19 protein-coding genes are annotated in these 25691 nt (G+C 31.0%); 13 read left to right on the top strand and 6 right to left on the bottom strand.

Translation table 11 applies throughout. The features are described 5' to 3' along the window. Positions 1–18: 18 nt before the first annotated feature. Entirely contained in the window at positions 19–3441 is a 3423-nt protein-coding gene (locus tag VDP25_RS03205; RefSeq protein ID WP_334466795.1) for a T9SS type A sorting domain-containing protein, read from the bottom strand. Positions 3442–3732: 291 nt separating this feature from the next. Next, on the bottom strand, positions 3733–4539 hold the full coding sequence (locus VDP25_RS03200) for an AraC family transcriptional regulator (RefSeq protein ID WP_334466792.1): 807 nt from the start codon (positions 4537–4539) through the stop codon (positions 3733–3735). Positions 4540–4718: 179 nt separating this feature from the next. Here VDP25_RS03200 and VDP25_RS03195 point away from each other — a divergent pair, with 179 nt between their 5' ends. Further along, positions 4719–6227 (top strand): succinate CoA transferase, encoded by a 1509-nt coding sequence (locus tag VDP25_RS03195; protein ID WP_334466789.1) that lies wholly within the window; start codon positions 4719–4721, stop codon positions 6225–6227. An 83-nt stretch (positions 6228–6310) separates the two neighbouring features. Here VDP25_RS03195 and VDP25_RS03190 read toward each other — a convergent pair whose 3' ends face one another. The 3 genes from VDP25_RS03190 to VDP25_RS03180 form a co-directional block, all read right to left on the bottom strand. Further along, positions 6311–6700: a VOC family protein gene (locus VDP25_RS03190; protein ID WP_334466786.1), complete on the bottom strand. Its 390-nt coding sequence runs from the start codon at positions 6698–6700 to the stop codon at positions 6311–6313. 70 nt (positions 6701–6770) lie between these two features. After that, entirely contained in the window at positions 6771–7334 is a 564-nt protein-coding gene (locus VDP25_RS03185; RefSeq protein ID WP_334466782.1) for a hypothetical protein, read from the bottom strand. Between the two features lie 118 nt (positions 7335–7452). Further along, positions 7453–8244, bottom strand: coding sequence for a hypothetical protein (locus tag VDP25_RS03180; RefSeq protein ID WP_334466779.1), 792 nt, complete (start codon positions 8242–8244; stop codon positions 7453–7455). Positions 8245–8476: 232 nt separating this feature from the next. On the opposite strand from VDP25_RS03180, the gene VDP25_RS03175 reads away from it, so the two are divergent. The 5 genes from VDP25_RS03175 (at position 8477) to VDP25_RS03155 (ending at position 17921) form a co-directional block, all read left to right on the top strand. Continuing rightward, entirely contained in the window at positions 8477–11521 is a 3045-nt protein-coding gene (locus VDP25_RS03175) for a PAS domain S-box protein (protein WP_334466776.1), read from the top strand. Positions 11522–11607: 86 nt separating this feature from the next. Beyond that, positions 11608–11979 carry a response regulator gene (locus VDP25_RS03170; RefSeq protein WP_334466773.1) on the top strand — a complete coding sequence of 124 codons (372 nt, stop codon included), beginning with the start codon at positions 11608–11610 and terminating at the stop codon, positions 11977–11979. Positions 11980–11984: 5 nt separating this feature from the next. Further along, on the top strand, positions 11985–16859 hold the full coding sequence (locus VDP25_RS03165) for a PAS domain S-box protein (protein ID WP_334466770.1): 4875 nt from the start codon (positions 11985–11987) through the stop codon (positions 16857–16859). Positions 16860–17046: 187 nt separating this feature from the next. Continuing rightward, on the top strand, positions 17047–17460 hold the full coding sequence (locus tag VDP25_RS03160; RefSeq protein ID WP_334466767.1) for a hypothetical protein: 414 nt from the start codon (positions 17047–17049) through the stop codon (positions 17458–17460). 11 nt (positions 17461–17471) lie between these two features. After that, the gene (locus VDP25_RS03155; RefSeq protein WP_334466765.1) at positions 17472–17921 is read left to right on the top strand and encodes a DUF7793 family protein; all 450 of its coding nucleotides are present in this window, start codon (positions 17472–17474) and stop codon (positions 17919–17921) included. 29 nt (positions 17922–17950) lie between these two features. Here VDP25_RS03155 and VDP25_RS03150 read toward each other — a convergent pair whose 3' ends face one another. Continuing rightward, positions 17951–18568 (bottom strand): DUF6134 family protein, encoded by a 618-nt coding sequence (locus tag VDP25_RS03150; RefSeq protein ID WP_334466763.1) that lies wholly within the window; start codon positions 18566–18568, stop codon positions 17951–17953. Between the two features lie 319 nt (positions 18569–18887). On the opposite strand from VDP25_RS03150, the gene VDP25_RS03145 reads away from it, so the two are divergent. The 7 genes from VDP25_RS03145 to VDP25_RS03115 all read left to right on the top strand — a co-directional run bounded on the left by VDP25_RS03145 (position 18888) and on the right by VDP25_RS03115 (position 25645). Continuing rightward, positions 18888–19736 (top strand): universal stress protein, encoded by an 849-nt coding sequence (locus tag VDP25_RS03145; protein ID WP_334466760.1) that lies wholly within the window; start codon positions 18888–18890, stop codon positions 19734–19736. A gap of 75 nt (positions 19737–19811) precedes the next feature. Beyond that, on the top strand, positions 19812–20645 hold the full coding sequence (locus tag VDP25_RS03140) for a universal stress protein (protein ID WP_334466757.1): 834 nt from the start codon (positions 19812–19814) through the stop codon (positions 20643–20645). Between the two features lie 62 nt (positions 20646–20707). Then, on the top strand, positions 20708–21544 hold the full coding sequence (locus VDP25_RS03135) for a universal stress protein (protein ID WP_334466755.1): 837 nt from the start codon (positions 20708–20710) through the stop codon (positions 21542–21544). Between the two features lie 409 nt (positions 21545–21953). Next, positions 21954–22406: a peptide-methionine (R)-S-oxide reductase MsrB gene (gene msrB / locus VDP25_RS03130; RefSeq protein ID WP_215925087.1), complete on the top strand. Its 453-nt coding sequence runs from the start codon at positions 21954–21956 to the stop codon at positions 22404–22406. A 169-nt stretch (positions 22407–22575) separates the two neighbouring features. Then, positions 22576–24144: a protein adenylyltransferase SelO gene (locus VDP25_RS03125; RefSeq protein ID WP_334466753.1), complete on the top strand. Its 1569-nt coding sequence runs from the start codon at positions 22576–22578 to the stop codon at positions 24142–24144. Positions 24145–24177: 33 nt separating this feature from the next. Further along, entirely contained in the window at positions 24178–24675 is a 498-nt protein-coding gene (msrA, locus tag VDP25_RS03120; protein ID WP_215925089.1) for a peptide-methionine (S)-S-oxide reductase MsrA, read from the top strand. A gap of 10 nt (positions 24676–24685) precedes the next feature. Next, complete coding sequence (locus VDP25_RS03115; protein WP_334466749.1) at positions 24686–25645, top strand: aldo/keto reductase; 960 nt, start codon at positions 24686–24688, stop codon at positions 25643–25645. Positions 25646–25691: the final 46 nt, after the last annotated feature.

Here is a 25691-nt window from a genome sequence, read left to right as displayed (position 1 = left end):
TATTTTCAAATCACTTAGTTAATCTTTTATAAATTTATATGTATAAGTTTCGTTTTCGTGATACAACTTTATCAGATAAATTCCTGTTGGCAAATTATTAACATTAATTTTATTTTCGTATTTGTCAGATTTAAATACCAAACTTCCAAGTGTGTTGAAAATTTTAACTTCATCAACTCTTATATTATTGTTATTCTGAATGTTTAAAATTTCATTAGTAGGGTTAGGATATATTTTAAATAGATTATTTAAATCAAAAAGTTGGGTTGAGAGTGTTGATGAGTCAACTGTCGCTATTTTTCCTCCTGTTACAAAAGATGTGTCTAATTCACTACTCGAAACAATGATTTCATAATCAGATATATTGATAATGCTACCAGAATTAACTGGTATGTCGACACTAATTGTTGATGTTGGATTAATAGATTGAAAATTATAATTGTTTTGACTAAAAACTATTGAACCATTAGTAATAATTTGAATGTCAACATTTGTTGCTGGTAAAGAACCGACATTTGTAATATCTAACGATAAAGTGCTATTTGAGTCTGTTCCAATTCGGCGAGGAACATCTTTTTTCGTAACAATTAAGTCGACAGGTGTACAGTATGTACTTAACGAATTATATAAATTTAACCAATTGTTATAGCCATTTGTATTGGAATTTAATACTTGAGTTGAATTATTGAGTATCTCATTTTTAAAAACATCATCAGATGTTTCTAAAAGTTTTGCAAGCATCAATGTCATTGCAAACCTATTCATTGGAACTTCATAACTAGAATTATAATATAAGTTACTATATGTGTCTGAATCTAAACTTGAGTTTATTTGTATTTTCATATACATTGCTCTTAAAATTTCTTCAATGAAATTTAATTCGTTGTGTATAGTGAGAATATCTGTTGCATATTGCGAATTATAATTATCGATACTATTAACAATTAAAGTAAGTTTAGAATTATATTCATTAATTTTATTGTTGTATTGTTCATTTAAATCAGTAATGTAGTCTTGGGTACAATTATTATTAAATGTTGTATTTCTCTGAAACGTTACATTAGATAAATTGATATTAACATTGTTGTATAATTCTTGTCTACCATAATTTAAGTGAAAAAGCGAGTTAGATATACTTGCTAATTCCACTAAATTACTACCGATATTCCAAGTCGCAGACAGAGGGTCACAACCACCAAAAGTATCATTAAGTAAATTTGTAAAATCTACCCAAGCAGGTGAGTTTCTATATGCTGATGCTGTAGCAATAGTTACATCTACAGTTCCAGTTTCAATTAAAAATAGAGCATTTTTTGTGTCATTACTTAAAGTTGAAATATTTGAATTTAGATTATTATTAAATATTCTATTAATAGAAGTGTTAAACTGTAAAGCAGTTTTATTAATATATCCATTTACCAAAAATTTATTAACAAGTGTTTCATCCAATCCATTTACACTTATAATTTGAGCATAAGTTGAAATGCTTGGATAAGAACCTAACAAATAAAGCTCAATGGTATCAAAAAGTCCATTTAATGCTGAAGTAATATTTAACTGATTTGCATCAGCAAAATTTTCAATTACATAGATTGTAGAGTTTTTAATTGCATTAAAAGCATATTGACCAATAGTGGTAGTTAAACCATCTGGTGTACAAAAAATACCCTCTAGTAAATCAAAACTAGCTGATGTACCATCTTTAAAAGATTCTAATAAATTACTTGTTAATTCACATCCTAAATTATAATACTCTAATGTGGCTTTAGAAAGAATGGCAAACCTTGAGAGTTTATCTAAAACTTCATTATCATTATCAGTTATGAAAGCGTTATTAATTATATAGCTGGCCGAAACATTTACATCATAAGAATTGTTAGTATTACCAGTGTTTACAAAATAATTTTCATCTGTAAAACTCCAATAACAAGATAGGTTACTTAATTGGTCATTAAAATCGCTAATCTGACTTATTAATCCTTTGCTAGATTTTAATGATATATTAATATTGTTTGAATTGGTTATAGTAACACTTTTTTGAGTTTCATATATTACATTTCCGTTTGAAATGTTTTGAGCTACGATGTGATAAAACCCATCTTCTAAATCATTGAAAGTAAATGTATTGTTAGCATTTGTTTGTTGAATTGGGGTACTATTTCCATTTTCAAATAATTTTATTATAAATCCATTTAATGAACCATTTACTATTTGAAAATTATCATTAATTTCAGGATTTATCAGTGTTCCTGTTATAGTTCCAGTATTATTATTAACCTCATTATATGTGAAACTATTCGAATAATTTGGTGAAGAATCTGAAATTGTAATTGTTTGGTTTGATGGTTCAATCCATCCACTTATTTCTTTAAATTCTAAAGAATATGTACCAAAGGGCAGAGTCAATGTTTCTCCACTATTTAACCATTCTGTGGTAGATGTGGTTTTCCATTGCGCACCATTGGCAACTGCGTTTGAGGGCAATAAATTAGAAGTAATAGTTCCATCTGTATTTTGGTTTGAACCATTCACATTGATAGTAACAGTAGAGTATTCTCCCTCTGTAGATTCATTGTGTTCGTCATTATAATCTGGAATAAAATAAATGTATATCGTTTGCCCTTCTAAACTATTTGGTACAGTCCAATCTACATCTTCTGGGTCGCCAGAATCTGTACTGCCAATTGTTGAATTTTGTGTATCAATTAAATTAAAATTGCTAGGATTATAAGTAGAACTTGTAGACCAACCAAAGGCAACGTCGGGTCTAGGGTCAAGATTTCCCGAACATCCGCAATCTCCTTCAATAACTTGGTCGCAAGAAAGATTAATTGTTTGTCCAATATCAGGATTTGTATCAGACACTTCAACATTTTCTACTGCAATGTTAAAGTCATTTCCAGAATTACCTGTTGTTACTAATAAACTTACATCATCTACTCTAAATCTTGTTGGTTTAAGTCCATCATTATCAACAATAAAAGCTAAAGTAACAGTCTCATTATTAAATAAGTCAGTTGGTATGTTATATGTTTTTTCTATATAGCTTGTAGAATTATCCATATTTGATAATTCGTCGACTTCGTAAGTTTCAGAGTCGGAAACTAAAACAATAGTAAGTTTGTCAAAAGCAGTAGAATTGTCGATTTCCTCTGTCGTAATTTTATGATAAAATTTTAATTCGGCGGAATCAACATTTGAAGGATATTGAAAACTTTGGCCCAAAGTTCCAGATGCATCATCTATTTGTAGATTGTATCCGTAACCATAAGAAAAATTATAATGTATGTAAAAATCATCTCCACAGGCATAAGTGAAATCTCCAGTTATTGCCCAACTTTCGTTACAAGTATGAAAATTCCCATTAGATATTAGGTCAGTTTGAGAGAACCCAAATAAAGAAGTAAATAAAGCTAAAAGAAAAATAGTAATTTTTTTCATAATTCAAGTTTAATATGTTTCTCGTTAATTTTATGTTTGTCGGTTGCGAAATTAACCACAACGTGTTATATAAACGTAATCATACCGTTTATCCCTTTTGATATTCCGGATAAGATGCGTTTTAACATGGTATTATAAGTTTATAAAATTAGGGAATAGTTTAGATATTTATATACGTGACTTTACGAATTTTTATAAAAATGAGGTGTTTAAGTGTTTTTAAGTAGCAATTTACGTTACTGTCTTAAGCTTTGTTTGTGTGGAGCTTACTTTTTGTAATTCATGTGCTTGTTAAGATGCTGTATAAATCTCGTTAGCTTTTCTGTATTCTGAAGGACGTTTACCCATAACCTTGCTAAAGGTATTACTAAATGTAGGCATGCTATTATAGCCAACCATATTTGCTATTTGAGATATGCTATAATCTGAATTCATTAAATATTCTAAAGATTTAAATATTCTTAATTGTGTATAGTATTTTATAAAAGACATGTTTAAGTCTTTTTTAAAAAGACGGTATAACGATTTGTCTGTCATACTAAAACTTGAAGCCAATTTGGGCAATAGGTGTTCCTGGTCTATTTTATCAGACATATATTTGGTAATGCTTATTAATCGGCTATCTGTAGGATGTGGAAGTTCTAAATGTAGTGCTTGTGAGACACTCTGTTCTAAAAGTGTTTTAAAAGCATATACAATTGGGTATTTGTTTGTTTGAGTTTTGATGATGTCCCCATTCCAATTTTTAGTAAATAATAACAATTCCATGAGCAGGTTGTTAATATGATAAATACCTTCTTTTTTGTAAAAGTCTGATGTCTGCGATGGCATTGGGAAATACAAGTTTCTCATAATTACTTTGGGAGAACTAGGGTAGATGGCGTGTTTTGTACCGGCCGGAATCCACATATAATGCCTTGCTGGTAAATAATACATTCTGGTATTGGTCTTAACATGGACTACGCCACCTTCGGTATATAAAAACTGTCCTTTATCATGACTGTGATGTTCAATAAATAAATCATTCATGGTTGTATGGTAACAAAATATGCTTTTAGGGTTTTTGTCGACCTCTGTTAAATAATATTTATTGTTCATTATATAGGTAGCATTTGTGATGAATGCACTAAATTAATAATACAATGTCTTTTTTTAATAAAAAGACACTAAAAATCTTATATAAATTGCCAAAGTATTTTATTGAAAGCCCAATTGGTGGTTCAATTTTAATCAAATACGAGATTTTTTTATCCCACAATTTATAAAAGACTCACATTATGCAAAGAATACATTACACCCCTTATTTAGATAAAATACAGACAACGGAACAAGCTGCTTTATTAATTAATAATAACGATGTTTTAGGTGTTAGTGGTTTTACAAAAGCAGGCGATAGCAAGGCTGTTTTGCCTATGGTTGCAGAAAGGGCGCTTTATGAGGGATTAAAAGTAACGGTGTTAAGTGGTGCATCTTTAGGCTATGATACAGATGCCAATTTAGCAAGAAATGGTGCCTTAGTTAAACGAATGCCATTTCAAGCAGATCCTACTTTAAGAACAGCTATTAATAAGCATGAGGTTCTGTACGTAGATCAGCACTTGGGACAAACTGCAGATATGCTGCAAAAAATAGATACATTTAAAATTGATGTCGCTATTGTTGAAGCCGTTTCCGTTACGGCAGAAGGTTTTATTGTACCAACAACATCTGTAGGTAATTCTCCTATATTTTTAGAAAAAGCAGATAAGATTATTATTGAAATTAACACCAGTTTTCCTGAGAGCTTTTTAGGGCTGCACGATATAAAAGTATTAAAAAAACAACCTCATAGAGGTATTATTCCTATTCTAAAATCGGATACTAGAATTGGTGACCCATTTATTAGAATAGATCCTAGCAAAGTGGTTGCTATTGTATATACCGAAAAGCCAGATTCGCCTGCTGTGATTTCAGATCCGGATGAAAAAACGAAAGCCATATCCAATCATATTCTTGATTTTTTAGGTAAAGAAGTTGATGAAGGCCGATTAACAGAGTCGCTTTTACCATTACAAGCAGGTATTGGAAAAACGGCAAATGCTATTTTATCGGGTTTTACTAAAAGCCGATTTAAAAATTTGACCATGTATTCTGAAGTGCTTCAAGATAGTACTTTTGATCTTTTTGATGCTGGGAAATTAGAATTTGCGTCGGCCTCATCTATAACGGTCACAAAAAAATGCGCGGATAACATATTTAAAGATTTTGAAAAATATAAAAGCAAATTAGTCTTACGGCCACAGAATATTAGTAATGCTGCTGAAGTTATTAGTCGTTTGGGGATTATTGGAATTAATACAGCTATAGAGTTTGATATCTACGGCAATGTAAATTCTACGCATATTACAGGAACAAAAATGATGAATGGTATTGGTGGCTCTGGTGATTTTGCTAGAAATGGCTACCTGAGTATTTTTGCTTGTCCTTCTACGTCTAAAGGTGGCTCTATTTCGCATATTGTCCCAATGGTGTCTCATACCGATCATACGGAGCATGATGTAGATGTTTTGGTCACAGAACAAGGTTTGGCAGATGTAAGAGGTTTAGCTCCAGTAGAACGAGCGCGACTCATTATTAATAATTGTGTACATCCAGATTATAGAGCACAATTGTTGGCTTATTTTGATAAAGCTTATAGTTTGGGCGGACAAACACCGCACATTCTTAAAGAAGCTTTTAGTTGGCATACCCAGCTTAAGACACAAGGTACAATGCACATGAATGACTATTCTAGTTGTGATGTTTAATTAGGGAGAGAAATAGGGTAGAGGCAGGTTCTTTACCCTTTTTTTTATTCTAAATTAGAAGTGTTTAGTAACCTGTTGTGCGGTTATAAAGTGGTGTCGTCATTGATTTCAATCCAATAGCCATTGGGATCTTGAAAGTAAACCTGTTTAATTCCGTCTTTTCGTATATAATCTTTGTTTGGTGTATTTAGCCAATCAGAGTATTCGATTTTTAAATCTTCTAGATGCTTAATAAATGCATCTATATTAGATGTTGCTAAAGCAAAGTGCACAGCTTTATTAATTTTTATTTCAGAATTTGGACGAGGAATTAGATGAAGTTGTTTTCCATCACTAAGAGATAGCCATCTTGTTTTAGAGTTTGAAGCTGTATTCTCAATTTCTTTAAGTTGAAGTACCTTTTGATAAAATTCAATAGACGTGTTGACGTCCTTTACAGCAAGTGCTATATGATTAAAGGAAAAAGTATGCATTTGTTTAGAGCTTAAGATAATTTAAAGAAATAGTTAAGGGTGGTGTATGTACAACGTTTGTATTAGATTATTAAAATCTATACCCAATTCTTAAATGTAAGTTAACAGCAACATCGCTTTCATTTACTAAAATGACATGATCTTCTTTAAAGTAATGAATATAACCTATTCCAATTCCTGTTTCATAGGTGAAATGACTTCCAAGATTTCTTCTTAGTCCCCAAGTTGGGATTATAGAAATATCACTTATAAAATTAATATTGCCTTCGTTAGAGATTATAAACCAATCAGGATGATATGTCGTTTTTATGGAAATGAAATTACCGCTATTTCCATCTATTCGTCTCGATTTTTCTTCTCTTTTGTTTAAATTGTAATACCAACGCGGTTCTAATGTTATTGTAGGTGTGAGTAAAAATCCATCAATATCATTAGCATCACTTCCATATATTCCTGTGTCAAGTCCAAGTTCACTTCTTAAAACGAATTGATTTGATAGTTTTGATTCATTATGCACCCAAATTCCTAAAATTCCCGTTTGGATTCCGTAAGTCGATTGTTCTACACTTGCATTTTGTGATTTTGCTATTAAAGTCAGTCCGCAGAAAGTTAAGGTCATTAAAAATCTTTTCATTTTGTGTAGGATTAGTGGCGTGTTTAGGTAACTAATTTAGCAAATAAAATGCAGAAAGAAAGCCTGAGGGAATTTTTATAGTTAAATGTAATTGCTTTTAAATGCTATTGTAAGCATATTATTTATTAAAAACATATTTTATTCCTGTGGCATAAGAAATAGGATACGTGTTTTCATAATCGCTTTCTGTATATTCAATGGATTCAAATTCTAACCAATTATAATTAGCTTCTTCAATTAGATTAATTAGTTTAGAGCATTGCTCTCGGTCATTAGTTGTTGAAAACGAAAAGTGAAGTTTTTTATTTAATGCCTTTTTAGGGATATCATTTTTTTTAATTAAGCTTATAATAGCAGCTGTATATTTTGGTGATGGATCTGTAACAATAAAATGATTAAATCCAGTACTGTTTTGGTTTTTGGCAAAAAGAGCCATAAGGACTATGCCAGACTCACTACCTCTTCCTATTAATGTTTTAGAAGTGTTTTTAGTGAATTTATTTTCAACATAAGCTGCCATATTTTCAAAAATTTCATAATGCTCTTGAAATGTTTCTGGTTCTGCATTAAAATCAGGAATGTTTTCTAAACTAACAACCAATGCGTCAAATCCCTGAATTTTATTTACACCATTAATTACCATTTCAAATTCGTCTGTGGCAAGTTTAAAATGCTGCTCTGCAAAATCTATTAAATAGATAACGGGTAGATTTTTGTTGGTTTTATAAGCGTCTGGTAAAAATATTTTTCCTTTTGTTTGTCTTCCATTTGATGGAAAGGTAAAAGTTTTAATCTTTGAGAATGTTTCAGTATGATGAGTTTTGGTAATAACTCTTTCGGAATTTAAAGCCATAACAACTCCAAATGTTATGGCTAAGGATAGTATTCCAAACTTTATTTCTGTAGTCATAATTCTTTATATTGTTGGTTAGTAGTTAGTTGCAAGTTACGGATTTTGTTGTGAAGAGTTGTTTTTATATGTGATATAACCGTTTTATATATAGAGAGTTACGTGATATAGAGAGTTATGTGGGTAAGTAACTAAATGGCACTAAAAGCGGTTTACTTTGAGTAAACTATATTTTTATATATGTATTTTCTAATTAAACACTTAACTTGTAAGAGGTTTAATTTACTAGCGCATGAACATCTATATTGCCATTATATTACAATTTTCACTAATAGCTTCTAGCATCCTTATTTTATTTAAATTTAGGAAGACATTAGGCTTAGCACCTCTTTATCTTTTCTTGGGAGCTATTCAATATTTACAATCTCTTTCTGGTACAAGAATAAGTTTAACCGTTTTTGATGATTTAACGGTTTACCCTGGATCTGTAATTATTTTTAGTTCAATTCTGTTCGCTGTCTTGTTGATTTATATAAAAGAAGGCACTACGAGTGCAAGAGTGCTTATATTAGGAATGATTATTTCAAACTTTCTGCTATTAGTTCTATACAGTGTTACTTATGACCCCAAACTTACTTCACAAGCTGTAAATGATGTAGAATCACCGTCGTTTTTCTTGTTAAATTATAAGTACTTTGCTATTGGGAAAATTTTATTGCTCCTAGATTTTATTTGGATGGTTGTGATTTATCAATTTTTAATTTCAAAAATTAAAAAGTTACCCTTCTTTCTCGTGCTTTTTACATCCTTAGTAATAGTCTTATTTTTTGACGCTATTTTATTCAATTTAATATTTAATTATGGTGAAGACGATTTTAATCAATTATTATTAGGTCAAATTTTAGGAAAGTCTATTGCGGCTTTAATTTTATCCGTTATTCTTTATGCTTATTTAAAATTTATAGATGCTGATGGTTATAAGGCAACTTTTATTGCCAGTCAAGATCGCGATGTGTTTTCTATATTACAATACAAAAAAAAGTATTTAGATTTAAAGGTTGAAAAACATGAATCTGAAGAAAAATTAACCACTCAATTAGAAAATTCTTTAAACAATATCTCAGATGGTTTTATAGCACTAGATACCAATTGGTGTTACACGTATGTCAATAAAAAAGCCGCAGGTCTTTTAGGTAAATCTATAGAAGACTTAATAGGTAAACATATTTGGACAGAATTTCCAGAAGGTGAAGGGTTGTCTTTTTATAAGGCTTACCATGAGGCTGTTGAAACTCAAAAAACCATATATTTTGAAGATTATTACGAACCATTAGACAAATGGTTTGAAAATAGAATATACCCTTCGTCAGATGGTCTTACAATATATTTTACAGACATTTCAGAAATAAAGAAAGCAGACGCAAATAACTTAATGCTGCGTTCTTTAATAGAAACTAGTGACGAATTTATTGGGTTAGCTACTTTAGATGGTAAACCTATTTACCTAAATACTAATGGTCGAAAATTAGTAGGCTTAAATACCAATTTAGAAAACATAGATTCAATTACAGATTTTTTTCCTCAAGCTTATAAAGACGTTATCATAAATGAGCACTTACCTTATATTAATAAGAATAACAAATGGAATGGAGAAACACATTTAAAGAATTTTAAAACAGGAGATTTAATCCCTATTGAAAAGTCCGGGTTTTTAATAAAAGATCCAGGCACAAATAACCCCATAGCATTGGGTATTGTGGCAAAAGATATTACACAACGTAAAGAAGCAGAGGAACAACTAAAAAATAGTGAGCAATTATTTAGGCGTTTATCTGCCAATGCACCAACTGCAATTTATCAGGCAAATAAAGATGGTACATGTAGTTATGTTAATGAAGAATGGTTAAAGTATTCTGGTCAAACTTATGAAGAAGCCTTAGGTGTTGGTTGGACAAACGCTATTCACCCAGAGGATAAAGATCATGTTATAGAATCGTGGCAAGAATCTATAACAACAGGTAAAAAGTTTCTTATAGATTTTAGATTACTTAACAAAAAAGGAGAAGTGCTTTGGATTTCGGCTAAAACCGTTGGCTTGTACGATACTAAAAAAGAACTGTATGGTTACATAGGTATTCTTATAGATATTACAGAACGAAAAATAGCCGAAGAAGAACTGATAAAGAGTCAAAAGTATTTAGAAAATATTTTAAATAATATTGGTGATCCTGTATTTGTTAAAGATGAGTATAGCCATATACTGTTGGCGAATGATGCTTTTTGTAAGCTAGTAGATCTTCCTAAAGAGGATGTTATAGGTAAAACTCTCGCTGAAAATGTGTTGCCTTCAGAACGCGATGAAGCCTTTAAGATTGATAAGCAAGTTATTGATTCTGGTATAGATAATATTAATGAGGAGACAATGACTCTTAGTAACAAAGAAACTCGTATTATATCCACGAAAAAGACACGATTTGTAGATAGTAGTGGTACTAAGTTTTTAATTGGAGTGATTCGAGATATTACGGAACGCAAGAAAGCTGAAATAGAATTAGAAAACTATAAGAATAATCTCGAAAAGTTAGTAGAAATAAGAACGTCTGAATTGGAAAAAGAAAAAGTAAAAGCACAATCCGCAGATTTAATGAAATCAGCTTTTTTGGCTACCATGTCGCATGAATTAAGAACACCAATGAATTCAATAATAGGTTTTACAGGTATTTTATTAAAAGAATTAGCAGGACCATTGAATGACGAGCAAAAAAAGCAGCTCTCTATGGTGAAGAATAGTGGTGAGCATTTGTTAGGGTTAATTAATGATGTGCTAGATATTTCTAAAATTGAAGCTGGGAAGTTAAAAGTATTCTATTATGCTTTTGATTATTTGGCATCTTTAGAAAGAACGATTGAGTTTTTATTACCACAAGCCTTGGCCAAAGGGCTTAAAATGCGTACTGAAATTACCGAAATGGATATTACAATTATGAGCGACGAACGACGGATTGAACAGGTGTTGTTGAATTTGCTTTCTAATGCTATAAAATTTTCTAAAAAGGGAACTATCCTTGTTAAAGTAAACGTAAAAGATGATTTTGTAATTACCCAAGTGATAGATCAAGGTATTGGAATACAAAAGGAGGATCTTGTAAAATTATTTATGCCTTTTATTCAGCTCGAAGTTGGCTTAAGTCGAAACCATGAAGGAACAGGCCTTGGCTTAGCTATTTGTAAAAACCTAATTGAAAAATTAGGAGGTACTATTACTGTAACTAGCGAATTTGGGAAAGGAAGTAATTTTACATTTAAATTACCATTAGAAAATTCTGACACAAAATAAATTGATAATAAATTAAATGAAACAGTTAAATGTAATATATTTCAGTCCTTTAAGCTATTAACTGCAATATTTATTTACACAAAAGCATGAGTCTATCTATTTTAATAATTGAAGATAACCAACAAAACATGTACATGTTATCTTATTTACTTGAAAATAAAAAATATACTGTTTTAAAGGCGTATAATGGAGTTGATGGTTTAAAACTAGCAGATGAAAACCATCCGGAAATTATTTTGTTAGATATTCAATTACCAGATATGGATGGTTATGAAATATGTGCTAAACTTAGGCATAACGGTTTGCCTAAAAATACAACTATAATCGCTGTGACATCTTACGCTATGGGTGGAGATAGAGAAAAGGCAATTGAGGCTGGTGCAGATGGCTATATAGAAAAACCAATTAATCCAGACACTTTTGTAAGTCAAATGGAAAGTATTCATAATACCAAATAGTGGATATGAAAAAAATACTTATAGTTGATGATACATTTGAAAATCTTTATTTCCTTAAGGTAATACTAGAAGAGGAGGGGTACCAGGTTATTGAGGCAAAAGATGGAAAAGAAGGCTTAGAAAAATTAGAGTACAATTATAAGAATGGTAATAAAATTGACCTTATAATTTCTGATATTTTAATGCCAGTCATGGATGGTTATATGTTTTGTCAAGAGTGCAAAAAAAATAAAAACTTTTATAGTATCCCTTTTGTTTTTTATACCTCTACTTACACAGAAAAACCAGATGAAGATTTTGCTTTAAAACTGGGAGCTGTTCACTTTTTAAGAAAGCCTTCAGATCAAGATAAAATATTAAAAGTAGTAAAGGGTGTTTTAAATGAGGCTGCACCAAAATTACAGCCTTTAAAAAGAAAGAAATATTCAGAACAAGAGGTTTTAGAACTTTATAGTAAACGACTTATAAGTAAGTTAGAACAAAAAAAGGACGATCTCGAAAAAGAAGTATTAGAACGTAAAAAAGCAGAGCAATTATTAATTCATAAGAATGAAATCTTAGATTTAATAGCTGTAAATACGCCTATTGATAAGATCTTTACTCGCCTACTTTTAAATTACGAATCTGTTCATAAAAACTATTTTGGTTCCTTAAGTTTAATGGACGAAGACTTAGAACACCTTAATCTTGTGGCAGCTCCTTCTATACCTAAGTCATATAATTCAGCGATTAAAAAAATTAAAATAGGAGAGTTTGCGGGCTCTTGTGGTACAGCTGCATTTACAAAGAAACCTGTTATAGTTTCAGATATTAGTAAAGATAAGTTATGGGCAGATTATAAGGATATTGCTTTAAAGTATAATTTAAAATCATGTTGGTCATTACCTGTTTTGTCAAAAAACAATAAAGTTTTAGGGACTTTTGCAATTTATAGTAAAGCTATAAATACACCATCGTTAGAAGATATTCGTGAACTTAAATTAACCCTTAGTTTAATTCATATAGTAATTGAAAAGTATAAGATTGTAGCTGAAATAAAAAAGAAAGATGAATCTTATAGATCATTGATAGATCAGGCCAATGATGCTATTATAGTGCATTCTTTAGATGGTACAATATATGATTTTAATAAAGCTTCATATGTTAGTTTAGGATATACAAGAGACGAGTTTTTAAAATTAAAAATTCAAGATTTTATGGTTGGCGAGGTCGTTCAGAACTTAGACAAGCATGAGAAATTATTAAAAGGAGAAGCCATCGTTTTTCCTAGAAAGTTTATAAAAAAGGATAACTCTATAATTGAAGTAGAGATATCTTCAAAACTTCAAAAAGATGGTAAAATATTAGGTATTGCGCGTGATGTTACAGAGCGTAAAAGAGCAGAAGAGAAACTCAAAGAAGGCGAATATCACTTAAGGCAATCCCAGGCAGTCGCAAAAATAGGATCCTATGTTGTAGATATAAATACGGGATTTTGGAAAGGGTCTGAAGTGCTAAATGAAATTTTAGGTATAGATGAGTCTTATGTTAAAACAGTTGAAAGTTGGAATAGCCTTATTCATTCAGCAGAAAGAGAAGAACTGCTGCGTTATTTTGAATATTGCGTAGCAAACAAAGAACGATTTAGTAAAGAGTATAGGGTTGTAAAATATAATTCTAATGAAGAAATTTGGGTACATGGTATTGGTGAATTAATTTTTGATGATAAAAAAAATCCAATCAAATTAATTGGAACCATACAAAATATTACCGATCGTAAACAGGCCGAAATAAAACTTCAAGAAAGCGAATATAGTTTAAGGCAATCACAAGTGGTTGCTAATATTGGGTCGTATGTCTTAGACTTAAATACCAGAACATGGCAATCATCTCAAGTATTGAATAGTGTCTTTGGTATCACTGAATCCTACGTAAAGACAATAGAAAGTTGGGGAGAACTCATTCATCCAGATGAGAAAGAAGCAATGCTTAGTTATCTAGAAAATGGTATTGTTAATAATGCAAAATTTAATAAAGAGTACCGCGTTTTAAAACCAGACACAAAAAAAGAAATTTGGGTACATGGTATAGGAGAATGGATTTTTGATAATGATGGAAAAGCCATAAAGCTGATTGGTACAATGCAGGATATTACCAGTCGTAAACAATCAGAAATAAAACTTCAAGAAAGTGAATACAATTTGAGGCAGTCTCAAATTGTAGCTAATATCGGATCTTATACTATTGATTTAGAGGCGCGAACATGGGGAAGTTCTGAGGTGTTAGATCAAATTTTAGGCATAGATGAGTCCTATGAGAAGTCGGTAGATAGCTTAATGAGTTTTATTCATCCAGATCACAAAGAAAAAGTAAAAAAGGATTATGAATACTGTGTTAATAACAGAAAAAAAATTGACATAGAATATAAGATTATAAAAGCAGATTCTAAAGAAGAAGTTTGGGTACATGTTATCGGGAATTTAATGTTTGATAGTGATTCTAATCCTGTAAAAGTGATTGGAACGACACAGAATATCACAGAGCGAAAACATAATGAATTAGAGCTGAAAATGGCTAATGAGTTTTCGTACAACCTTTTAAAATCAATGCATGAAGGGTTGTTTGCTATAAATTTAGATTCTGAGATTATTAGCGTTAATCCTTCGTTTTGTAAAATGACGGGTTTTACAGAAGAAGAATTAATTGGCATTAAACGCCCATATCCTTTTTCGCCACCAGAGTTAAAAGAAGAAAATGATAAACGTTACCAATTATTATTAGAAGATAAAAGCAAAAGGGATTATGAAAATATATATATGCGCAAAAATGGGGAGCGTTTTCCTGTGCATGTATTGGTTTCAAGTACATATGACGAGAATGGTGTAAAAACGTCAAATTTTGCCACCATTGAAGATATTACAGAACGTAGAAAAACTGAAAAAAACCTTCAACTAGCAAAAGAATTTAACGACAATCTTATGATGTCTATGCAAGAAGGGCTTATTATAGTCACGTTGCAAGGTGAAATTATAATGGTTAATAATTCAACTTGTGCTATTCTGGGGTATTCTAAAGAGGAGTTAATAGGGCTTAATTTACCTTACCCATTTGCAAAGAAGGAAGATTTTAATCGAATAATAGAAGTAAACAAGAAAATTGCAAAAGGTGAAGCACCAAAGTTTCAGTTTGAGTTTATAAGAAAAAGTGGGGAAGAATTTACAGCGTCTTTTTTAACGGGAAATATTAAAAATGATAAAGGAGAAGTTATCGCTTTATTTGGCACTTTAAAAGATATATCTGAAGAAGAAAAGGCTAAAAAAGTTTTGGAGAATAATGCCCAAAAATCATTAGAACGAAAAAATGTTATTATTGAGTTGGCAAGCCTCGTTGGTACAAATTATAAAGAAGCGTTAAATAAAATTACGGCACTATCAGCAAAAACGTTAAATATTGAAAGGGTAAGTATTTTAAAATTTAACAATGGGAATTCAGAAATGATTTGCGAAAAATTGTACAATCAAAAAAAGGATACTTACGAAAGTGGTGAGGTCTATAGTAGAAAAGGAAATGATAGATTTTTTGAAGCACTAATAAAGAATGAAATAGTTGCCGCCTCAGATGCTTTAAATCATGAACTTTCAGAAGGGTTTATAGATTACTTGGCGACACTAAACATTAAGTCTAAATTAAGTATTCCAATTCAAGGAATAAATGAAGTGTATGGCATCTTGTGTTTTGAACAAGTAGATGTATTACATGAATGGAGTACAGACGAAGAAGAGTTTGCTACTTCTATTGCTAATTTAGTGTCTTTAATGATTCAGAGCACAGAACGTAAATTGGCAGAAAAGGCTTCGGCTATAGCAAATCATCAACTTACATTAGCTAATGAAGAGCTTAATAAACTTAGGGATCAGTTAGAGCAAGAAAATGTATACTTAAGAAACGAGTTAGATCTGGTGTTTAACTACGAGGAAATGGTGTATGGAAGTGCAGAGTTTAGCAATGTATTAACTGAAATAGAAAAAGTAGCGCCTACAAATGCAACAGTATTATTGCTTGGAGAGTCTGGAACAGGAAAAGAATTATTAGCAAGAGCCATTCATAATATTAGTGCCAGAAATAATAAACCTTTAATTAAGGTGAATTGCTCAGCCATACCAAGAGAGCTTTTAGAGAGTGAATTATTTGGGCATAAAAAAGGATCGTTTACAGGAGCGTTTAATGATAAAATAGGAAAGTTTGAATTAGCGCACAATGGTACTCTGTTTTTAGATGAAATAGGAGAGTTGCCTCTAGATATGCAACCAAAAATTCTGAGGTTTTTACAAGAAGGAGAAATTGAGGTTGTTGGTGGTGCTGGTACAAAAAAGTTAGACGTAAGGGTTGTGGCGGCAACTAATCGAGATTTAAAAGAAGAAATTGCAAAAAAACGTTTTAGAGAGGATTTGTTTTTTAGACTTAATGTGTTTCCAATTAATGTGCCTGCACTTCGTAAACGAAAAGACGATATACCTTTGTTAGTAGAGCATTTTGTAGATAAGTTTAATAAAGATTATGGTAAATCTATTAAATATGTTGCTGATGAATCTATGAGTAAACTTAGGCTTTATGATTGGCCTGGTAATATTAGAGAGTTAGAAAATCTAATTGAACGTGCAACGATTTTATCTACAGAAGAAACGCTGTTTATTCCAGGGTTTGAATCATCTAGTCAAACGGTGAATCCAATAAATAAAAAAGACTTATCATTAGATGTTGCTCAACGTAATCATATTCTTCATGTATTAGAGCAATGTAAATGGAAAATAAGTGGGCCAGATGGCGCTTCTAACTTATTGCAAATCAAGCCTAGTACATTGCGAGACAGAATGAAAAAGCTAGATATAAAAAAGCCTTAATAAAAACGGTATTCCGTTAATTTGTAAAAAAATAAAAAAATAAGTCGCGGTATTCCGTGACTTATTTAATACGTTTATTTTTAGTGTTGTGATTTTAATTATTTAATAATCAATTGTTTAAGTGTTGTTTTGTTAGGGTGCTTTTGTTTTGGCATATCAATTGGTATTGCAATTCAAAACAAATATTATGAGAGATGTAATTCAATATGACGGCATTAAACTTTGGGTAGATAATGATGTAATTCGCTGTAAATTAAGTCCTGCTTTTTTTAAAACGTATGACAAGACAAGAACAGAAGAGGCATTGTATAATGCTATTTCTACTTTGTATGATAGAGAGTATAAGCCACTTCTATTAGATTTAAAACAATTAAACAGTTCTGATTCGATAGAGATATTTATACTCATCTCTAATAGTGTTTCAATAAACACCTTAGTGCTTTCTAGAGTGTTTTTAGTGCGTTCTACTAGTTTAAAAATTCTATTAGCAATAAACAATATTACAGGTAATAAGGTTGTCCCTAATAAAATACACACAGATTTTAATGTTGCGCTAGCATACTGCCAAAACAATTATCAGATTTTTAATAGAGTTAGTTAAGAGTAAATAGTATGTGTAAAATTATTGGATTTAATAATGCTGTGTTTTGGACAGATGAAACAGGAATTCTTTACTGTGAGTTTAGTAATAATGATCCAAATTTTAAATTAGAATTAAATAATGTTAAGCTATACATTAAAGCTATTACAAAATTGTGCGATGGCAAACCAATGCCATTTCTCATAGATTTAAAAGATACATGTGGTACTTTTTCTGTGTCTGCAGCTAAATTAATGGCTCATAATCCTGAGTTAATTAAATTAAGAATTTCAGAGTCTTATGTTATTAATACATTTGGAATGAAATTATTGTTGTCTTTTTATAAACGTTTGTATGATAGAGTTACTCCGTTTGCCATTTTTACCGATTTAGAATTAGCTAAAGCATATTGTTTAGAAAGAAAAGATAAGTTTTATAAAGGTACTGTGCATAATTTATCAATAAATAGACATGGAGTGTAATTCGTTTTTAAGTGTTAACTCTGTGACTATTATTTGTTTCTAGCAATAATGTCAAACTTAATTAATCCTCCGTCTATACTAGCCCTTTTTAAAAGACCATTTTTGTAATAATAATTGTTTTCTCGCTCTTTGGAATTCACTTTCTTGTATGCATGATTTCCTAACGCTATTATGGTGTTAAAATTTCCAGTCTGTTCAGAATAACAGCGATCTACGTGCTTTGGCTCTGTAAAGTATAGCAGAACTGTTGCATAATATATAGGGTCTTTTACAGTTTCTTTATCCTTTTCATTTTTTAAAACCTGATAGCCCGTTTCACTCTTTTTAGTAAACGTTTTGGCATGTGGTTTATCATTTATAGTGATATCTACGTTAGATGTTTTTAACATATTGCCATTAAAAGTAACATTGTACTCGTGGTTTACATTAATTTTTTTTATAATTCGAGTTTCAATAATTGTAGAACTTTGGTAATAGGTTAGTGAATCATTACTTGTTTTAGTGGCTTTTAGGCTGCCAATTGTTTTATTGTTGTACACAATGTCAAAGTAAAGAGTTTCTTCGCTTGTAGAATTGGTTTGAGATGCAATGGTGTTATTAATAGTTAAACATAGTAGCAAAAGCACCATGGTTTTGATCTGATTCATGATAAATTAATTTTGATTGATTATTTCAAAATTTGAAAATAATAAGCCTTAAAAGGATTTCATATTTATGTATTTTTTTTAAATTAAATTCTTCTCATTTTCTCTGTAACTGTATTCGTTTTTATAAATAATTAAGGCTTACAATTTCAAGTAAAAATACGCAATTCGCATAGATATCACTTTTGTAAAGCGTATTAAATTTAGTTTTAATGAGTTGTGAGTTATAACTCTATTCCAAAAAATAATTGAACTGACATATATCATTGTTTATGTGTGGTGAGCTATTTAATTTTATGAATAAATAATAAAAACGCTCATTATGCTATCTATTCTTCTTCCGACAGATTTTTCAGAAAATTCAATGAATGCAATTAGGTATGCATTAGAATTTTTTAAATATCAAAAGACAACATTTTACTTTATGCATGCGTATCAAAATGAATTTTACGATCATGAAGAACTAAGATCTCGTGATGTCTTTGATGATGTTTTAGATAAAGTTAAAACAGCCTCTCAAAATAATTTAGATATTCTGCTCGATAAAGTAAAAGAAATAGCACCAAATCCAAGGTTTACATTTCATACCATTTCTGCTTACAATACGCTTGTAGAAGAGGTTAATCTTATTGCTGACGGAAAACAAATAGACTTGATTGTGATGGGAACCAAAGGAAAATCAAATGAGCGCCATATCGTGTTTGGGAGTAAAACGTTTCAAGTTTTAAAATATGTAGAATGTCCTATTTTGGCTATTCCTTCTAATTATACAAACACACAGCCTAAGCGTATTTTATTTCCAACCAATTATATGATGCCTTATAAGCGTCGCGAACTTAAACTATTATCAGTTTTAGCTAAATCTTATCGAAGTAGTATTGATGTTTTACATGTTTCTACCAGTCATAAATTGTCTATTAGACAGGAAGATAACAAAGCATTTATTTCTAGTATATTGAGTGATAACGACGTGAAATTTTGCCATGAAGAAAGTAGAAAGGTAGCAGACACTATTAAAACATATATCAAAGAAAAAAATATTGACATTATTACTATGGTAAATACACAGCACTCATTTTTAGAGGATATGTTATTTCCATCTAATATTGATAAAGTGAGTCTTGGATTAAAAATACCATTATTAGCTATGCAAAATAAAACACGTTCTTAACTTATTAGAAACCCTTAGTCGAAATTTTATCATTTAAACAATATATATCCATTCAAAAACAATAAACATAAGCACATGAAACAGATTCTATTACCTACAGATTTTTCAGATAATTCTTGGAGCGCAATTGTATATGCTTTAAAGTTATATGCTAATGAAACTTGCACATTTTATTTTCTTCATTCTTGGTCTTTTCTAGAATCAACATCAAGAACGTACATTACATCAACTTATGTCGATCAATTAAAGGAAAAATCAATAAAAGAACTAAATGAGCTTAAGGGCAGAGTAGAGGTTGTCAATAAAAACCCAAATCATACATTTCAGGTTATTCATACTTCAGAGGTTTTACAAGATGCGATAGAGACAGCTATTAAGAAGTATAGCATCGATATGATTATCATGGGAACAAAAGGAGCTACTGGAGCAAAAGAATTTTTCTTTGGAAGCAACACTGTTAACACAATACAAAAGATAAAGCAATGTCCTATTTTAATTATACCTGATGGACTTGACTTTGTTGAACCAAAACAAATTACATTTCCTACCGATTTTAAACGCTTTTACGGCGATGAAATACTTGAGTTAATACAGTTGTCTAGCCTTTATGATTCTCAAATAAGGGTACTTCATATTAATAAAGAAGATAAGTTAACAGACTTACAGATTGATAATATGGGAGTACTAAAAAAATATTTGAAAAACAATGCGTATAGTTTTCATTGGATGCCAGATTATGCTAAAAAATCAGAGACAATACATGATTTTATAGAAGAGTTAGAAATTAACATACTTGTGATGATTAAATATGAACACAACATTATTGAAAATATTATTAATGAACCAGTTATTAAGAAATTAGGGTTTCAGGTCACTATCCCTTTTCTAGTTATACCAAGTGCAAGCTGATAAATGTCATTTTATAACATAGTTGTGGATTGTATTTTGCCAAAAAATAACTACTTTTAGCTATGAAAAAAAATATTCTACTGCCAACAGATTTTTCCGAAAACGCATGGAGCGCGGCTATTTATGCACTAAAACTATATCAAAATTTAGATTGTAAATTCTATTTTTTGAATTCGTGTAAAATGAAAGTGTCAACCATGTCTAGTTTTTCTAATAAGTTATTAGAAACAGTATCTAATCAGGCCAAGGATGAGCTTAAAGAGATAAAGAATAAGGCAGAAAACTATAATACAAATACAAACCATGAGTTTGAGATTATTATAAGTTCTGGTGATTTATACGATGCTATAGATGCTTCAATTGAGAAGTATAATATAGATCTTATTGTAATGGGTACCAAAGGTGCAACTGGTGCTAAAGAACTTTTCTTAGGAAGTAATACGGTTAATATTATTAAAAAAGTAAAGAAGGCTCCTGTATTAATTGTGCCAGACAGGTATGATTTTGTAGAACCAAAACAATTAGCTTTTCCTACCGACTTTAACCGTTTTTATGGCGATGAGTTATCACCTCTAAAAGTTATGTCAGAACGTTATAATTCTAAAATAAGAATTATACATATTAACGAGCAAGAGAAACTTACAGATGTTCAAAACTCTAATTTATCGCATTTAAAATCGTATTTTAAAGCGGATACATATAGTTTACATTGGAAGCCTGGTTATACAAAGAAAACCCAAGCTATTTATGATTTCATTAAAGAAGAAGATATTAATATTCTGGTGATGATTAATTATGAGCATAGCTTTATTGAAAATATCGTTAATGAACCAGTTATAAAGAATTTAGGGTATCAACTAACCATTCCTTTTTTAGTAATACCATGTACGAGCTGTTAATAGCAGATTTTTTATGCTAGAATTACAGGTGTTAAATAAAGTCACCTAAGTTTTATTTACCATAGCGCTAACAATTTTTAAAAACGTAACCATTTTATGTGTTACGTTTTTGTATTTTATAGAACTAAAGTTATAGTGAGTTGCTAGTTCGTAAGCTGTTATTTCTTTTATCTATTTTAATGGTGGTTGTAAGTGATAAAAAACTGATAATCTTATTGTTATTTTACGGTGTTTATGACTGCTTTAAAAAAGTGAAAGTTTTATTCTTTTTTTCGACAAAACCTGGAGGTAAAGACGTGTTCTTTGCTTAAATTCATTTAGAGAACACCGTTTAATAAGCCATTATAATGCTACTTAATAAGTAACAATTAGTAATTTAGCATTCTAATTAAAAGAAAGGATCATATTTATGTTAACGTGGAAAGAAGTTATTAATTTTTCGGTAAAAGGAAACCCAGAACCAGATCGTAGAGTAGAAAAAACGGAAGAGGAATGGAGAGCTATTCTTACACCAGAACAATTCAGAATTACACGCAAAGCAGGTACAGAAGCGCCAAATTCAGGAGCATTGTGTAGCAGTTATGAGGCAGGAAAATACAATTGTGTTTGTTGTGATACGCCATTATTTGACTCTACAATTAAATTTGAATCTGGTACAGGTTGGCCAAGTTTCTCTCAACCAATTAAAGAAAATGCAATTAAATATATAAGAGATACTGCTTTTGGAATGGTAAGGGTAGAGGTACAATGTAATACTTGCGATGCACACCAAGGGCATGTTTTTCCTGATGGCCCAGAGCCAAGCGGATTAAGATATTGTATAAACTCTGAATCAATGGTGCTGCAAACAGAAAATCAATAAGGAGATTAAAAATCAGAGTTCAACTCATAATAATTAGAATTAAGAGAGTCTTTGGGCTCTCTTTTTATTGATATGAGTTAAACTAAAAATAAGTATCTATATAAATTGCTTGCAATTTGAAAAGTTCAAATGAATTAAAGATGATTATCTTTAGTGAAGAAATAAGACAATGACATTAAAACTCAACATAAAAGATAAATTTAATAAAGCACTTCCTGCAGACTCTATTCTTGAAAATTACAGAAGACAAGTCGAGAGAGCTTGTTTTTCGTTTGTAACACCTAAAATTCCAAGTCACCCTTCGTTAATTCACGTGTCGCCAGAAATGCTTCATAATTTAGGGTTAACAAAAGAAGATAGTGAAACTAAGGCTTTTTTAAACATAGTTACAGGAGCAAAAGTCTTACCTAATACTAAACCGTATGCCATGTGTTATGCAGGACATCAATTTGGGAATTGGGCAGGACAGTTAGGTGACGGAAGAGCAATCAATTTAGCCGAAATTGAACATGATAATAAGCATTGGGCATTGCAATTAAAAGGAGCAGGAGAAACACCTTATTCGCGATCTGCAGACGGATTGGCGGTATTGCGTTCTTCAGTTAGAGAGTATTTATGTAGCGAAGCCATGTATCATTTAGGTGTGCCAACAACCAGAGCTTTGTCTTTGGCATTATCTGGCGACCAAGTCTTACGAGATGTGATGTACAATGGAAATGCAGCTTATGAAAAAGGAGCAATTGTAGCACGTGTTGCACCATCTTTTTTACGCTTTGGAAGTTATGAGATCTTTGCAGCAAGACAAGATCATAAGACCTTAAAAACCCTTGTCAATTTTACCATAAAAAATCATTTTCCACATTTAGGTACACCTTCTAAGGCAACTTATATTGCGTTTTTTGCTGAGGTCGCTCAACGTACTTTAGAAATGATTGTGCATTGGCAACGTGTTGGTTTTGTGCATGGAGTAATGAATACAGATAATATGTCTGTGTTAGGATTAACAATAGATTTTGGCCCTTATGGTTGGTTAGAAGGTTTTGATCTTGGATGGACACCAAATACAACAGATAGAGAACATAGGCGTTACCGTTATGGTAATCAACCTAATATTGGACTGTGGAATTTATACCAATTGGCAAATGCATTATACCCTTTAATTGAAGCAACAGAACCATTAGAGGCTATCTTAGAACAGTATAAAACAGATTTTGATATTGAATCACTAAAAATGATGCGATCAAAATTAGGATTACAAATTGAAAGTCCATCTGATAAACTACTGCTACAAGATTTAGAAGACCTTTTGCAATTAACGGAAACGGATATGACCATTTTCTTTAGAAATTTGAGCCGTTTCAAAAGTGAAAAGCCTTCTGAAGGATTTGCTGTTATTGAAAAGGCATTTTATACTTTAGATGATCTTTCAGACTCTATAATAGAGCAGTGGAATAATTGGTTCCTACGTTATGCAAAACGCTTGCAAGATGAGTCGTTTTCATACGAGGAACGAAAAGCGGCAATGAATGCTGTAAATCCAAAATATGTATTACGAAATTACATGGCGCAATTAGCAATAGATGACGCCACTAAAGGAGATTATGGGGTAATAGAAGAATTATTCAATCTTCTTAAAAAACCTTATGATGAACAACCAGAATTAGAAAAATGGTTTGCAAAACGACCAGAATGGGCAAGAAACAAAGTAGGTTGTTCCATGTTGTCTTGCAGTTCCTAATCAAAATATAAAAGAATAAATAAAATATAAATTATGACTAACTATAAAAAAGCATACATAGCAGGAGGTTGTTTTTGGGGAATGGAAGATTTATTCAGAACACAACCCGGAATTATAGATACAGAAGTAGGTTACCAAGGTGGTGAAAATGATAACCCAACTTATAAATACCATCCAGGCCACGCAGAAGGCATTGAATTAACTTATGATCCTAATGAAACTTCTTTTGAAAAAATTCTAGATTATTTCTTTAGAATTCATAATCCAACAACCGTAGATCAGCAAGGAAATGATAAAGGTTCTAGTTATCGTTCTGCTATTTTTTACCAAAATGAAGAAGAAAAAGCGATAGCCGAAAAGGTTATTGAATTGGTAAACGCATCAGGTAAATGGGATGCTGATGTTGTAACTACTTTAGAGCCTTTTTCACCATTTTGGGTTGCCGAAGAAAATCATCAGGATTATTTAGTGAAGAATCCTAACGGCTATACCTGTCATTATTTAAGATTTGAAGAACCTTTCATTAAATAATTTAGAGAGCTTGAAAATTAAGAATAATATAGGATTAGGAACAGCGGCAATCGGTAGACCCGTTTATATCAATATTAAGAGTAATACCGCTTCTAGTGCCTTTTCACGACCTGAGTTTAAGAATAAGGGCTTTCAGATTTTAGAAGAAGCTTATGATAAAGGTGTCAGGTCTTTTGACACTTCACCAGGTTATGGATTGGCAGAAGAATTACTAGTTAATTGGTTAAAAACAAAGAAAGACCCAAGCATTCAAGTATCTACAAAATGGGGTTATACTTATGTGGCAGATTTTAATCCTGATGCAAAAGTACATGAGGTTAAAGAGCATTCAATTGATAAACTAAATGCACAATGGGAATACTCTAAACAACTATTACCATACCTTAAAGTATATCAAATTCATTCTGCAACTTTAGATACTGGAGTTCTTGAAAATACAGAAGTTCTAAAACGTTTGCATGAATTAAAAAAGGAAAATAATCTCACTATTGGGTTGTCTACTACAGGAGCCAATCAAACCGAAGTTTTAGAAAAAGCCTTATCAATTCAAGTTGAAAATGAAGCTTTATTTCAATCTTTTCAATGCACTTATAATATTTTGGATCAAAGCGTTTTTAAATATGCAGAAGTTTTAAAAAAACTATCAGGACCGTTTATAATAAAAGAAGCTTTGGCTAATGGTCGATTAATTCCTAACGATAATTATCCAGCCTATAAAAACCTTTACGATTTTATGAATCGTTTAGCAAAGCAATATCATGTTGGAGTAGATGCCATCGCTTTACAGTATTGTATGGCTATTTTTCCTGAAGCATTAATATTAAGTGGAGCAAGTAGTGGTGAGTACTTAGACGCCAACTTAAAAGCAAAACAATTTTTATTAACCACTTCTGAAGTAGATGAGTTAAACACCTATGGAATTTCTAACCGTAAATATTGGCAAGAAAGAAAAGAATTGGCATGGAATTAAACTAAGCCTATGTAATTGAGGCTTACTTGTGATGTATAATAGAAAA

This window comes from Winogradskyella sp. ECml5-4 (assembly GCF_036903175.1).
GTDB lineage: Bacteria > Bacteroidota > Bacteroidia > Flavobacteriales > Flavobacteriaceae > Winogradskyella > Winogradskyella damuponensis.
This window is presented reverse-complemented; position numbering and strand designations above follow the sequence as displayed.

Excerpts from the sequence above, each read along its gene's own strand:
- VDP25_RS03205 (WP_334466795.1), bottom strand. The coding sequence starts at position 3,441 with ATGAAAAAAATTACTATTTTTCTTTTAGCTTTATTTACTTCTTTATTT.
- VDP25_RS03200 (WP_334466792.1), bottom strand. The coding sequence starts at position 4,539 with ATGAACAATAAATATTATTTAACAGAGGTCGACAAAAACCCTAAAAGC.
- VDP25_RS03195 (WP_334466789.1), top strand. The coding sequence starts at position 4,719 with ATGCAAAGAATACATTACACCCCTTATTTAGATAAAATACAGACAACG.
- VDP25_RS03190 (WP_334466786.1), bottom strand. The coding sequence starts at position 6,700 with ATGCATACTTTTTCCTTTAATCATATAGCACTTGCTGTAAAGGACGTC.
- VDP25_RS03185 (WP_334466782.1), bottom strand. The coding sequence starts at position 7,334 with ATGAAAAGATTTTTAATGACCTTAACTTTCTGCGGACTGACTTTAATA.
- VDP25_RS03180 (WP_334466779.1), bottom strand. The coding sequence starts at position 8,244 with ATGACTACAGAAATAAAGTTTGGAATACTATCCTTAGCCATAACATTT.
- VDP25_RS03175 (WP_334466776.1), top strand. The coding sequence starts at position 8,477 with ATGAACATCTATATTGCCATTATATTACAATTTTCACTAATAGCTTCT.
- VDP25_RS03170 (WP_334466773.1), top strand. The coding sequence starts at position 11,608 with ATGAGTCTATCTATTTTAATAATTGAAGATAACCAACAAAACATGTAC.
- VDP25_RS03165 (WP_334466770.1), top strand. The coding sequence starts at position 11,985 with ATGAAAAAAATACTTATAGTTGATGATACATTTGAAAATCTTTATTTC.
- VDP25_RS03160 (WP_334466767.1), top strand. The coding sequence starts at position 17,047 with ATGAGAGATGTAATTCAATATGACGGCATTAAACTTTGGGTAGATAAT.
- VDP25_RS03155 (WP_334466765.1), top strand. The coding sequence starts at position 17,472 with ATGTGTAAAATTATTGGATTTAATAATGCTGTGTTTTGGACAGATGAA.
- VDP25_RS03150 (WP_334466763.1), bottom strand. The coding sequence starts at position 18,568 with ATGAATCAGATCAAAACCATGGTGCTTTTGCTACTATGTTTAACTATT.
- VDP25_RS03145 (WP_334466760.1), top strand. The coding sequence starts at position 18,888 with ATGCTATCTATTCTTCTTCCGACAGATTTTTCAGAAAATTCAATGAAT.
- VDP25_RS03140 (WP_334466757.1), top strand. The coding sequence starts at position 19,812 with ATGAAACAGATTCTATTACCTACAGATTTTTCAGATAATTCTTGGAGC.
- VDP25_RS03135 (WP_334466755.1), top strand. The coding sequence starts at position 20,708 with ATGAAAAAAAATATTCTACTGCCAACAGATTTTTCCGAAAACGCATGG.
- msrB (WP_215925087.1), top strand. The coding sequence starts at position 21,954 with ATGTTAACGTGGAAAGAAGTTATTAATTTTTCGGTAAAAGGAAACCCA.
- VDP25_RS03125 (WP_334466753.1), top strand. The coding sequence starts at position 22,576 with ATGACATTAAAACTCAACATAAAAGATAAATTTAATAAAGCACTTCCT.
- msrA (WP_215925089.1), top strand. The coding sequence starts at position 24,178 with ATGACTAACTATAAAAAAGCATACATAGCAGGAGGTTGTTTTTGGGGA.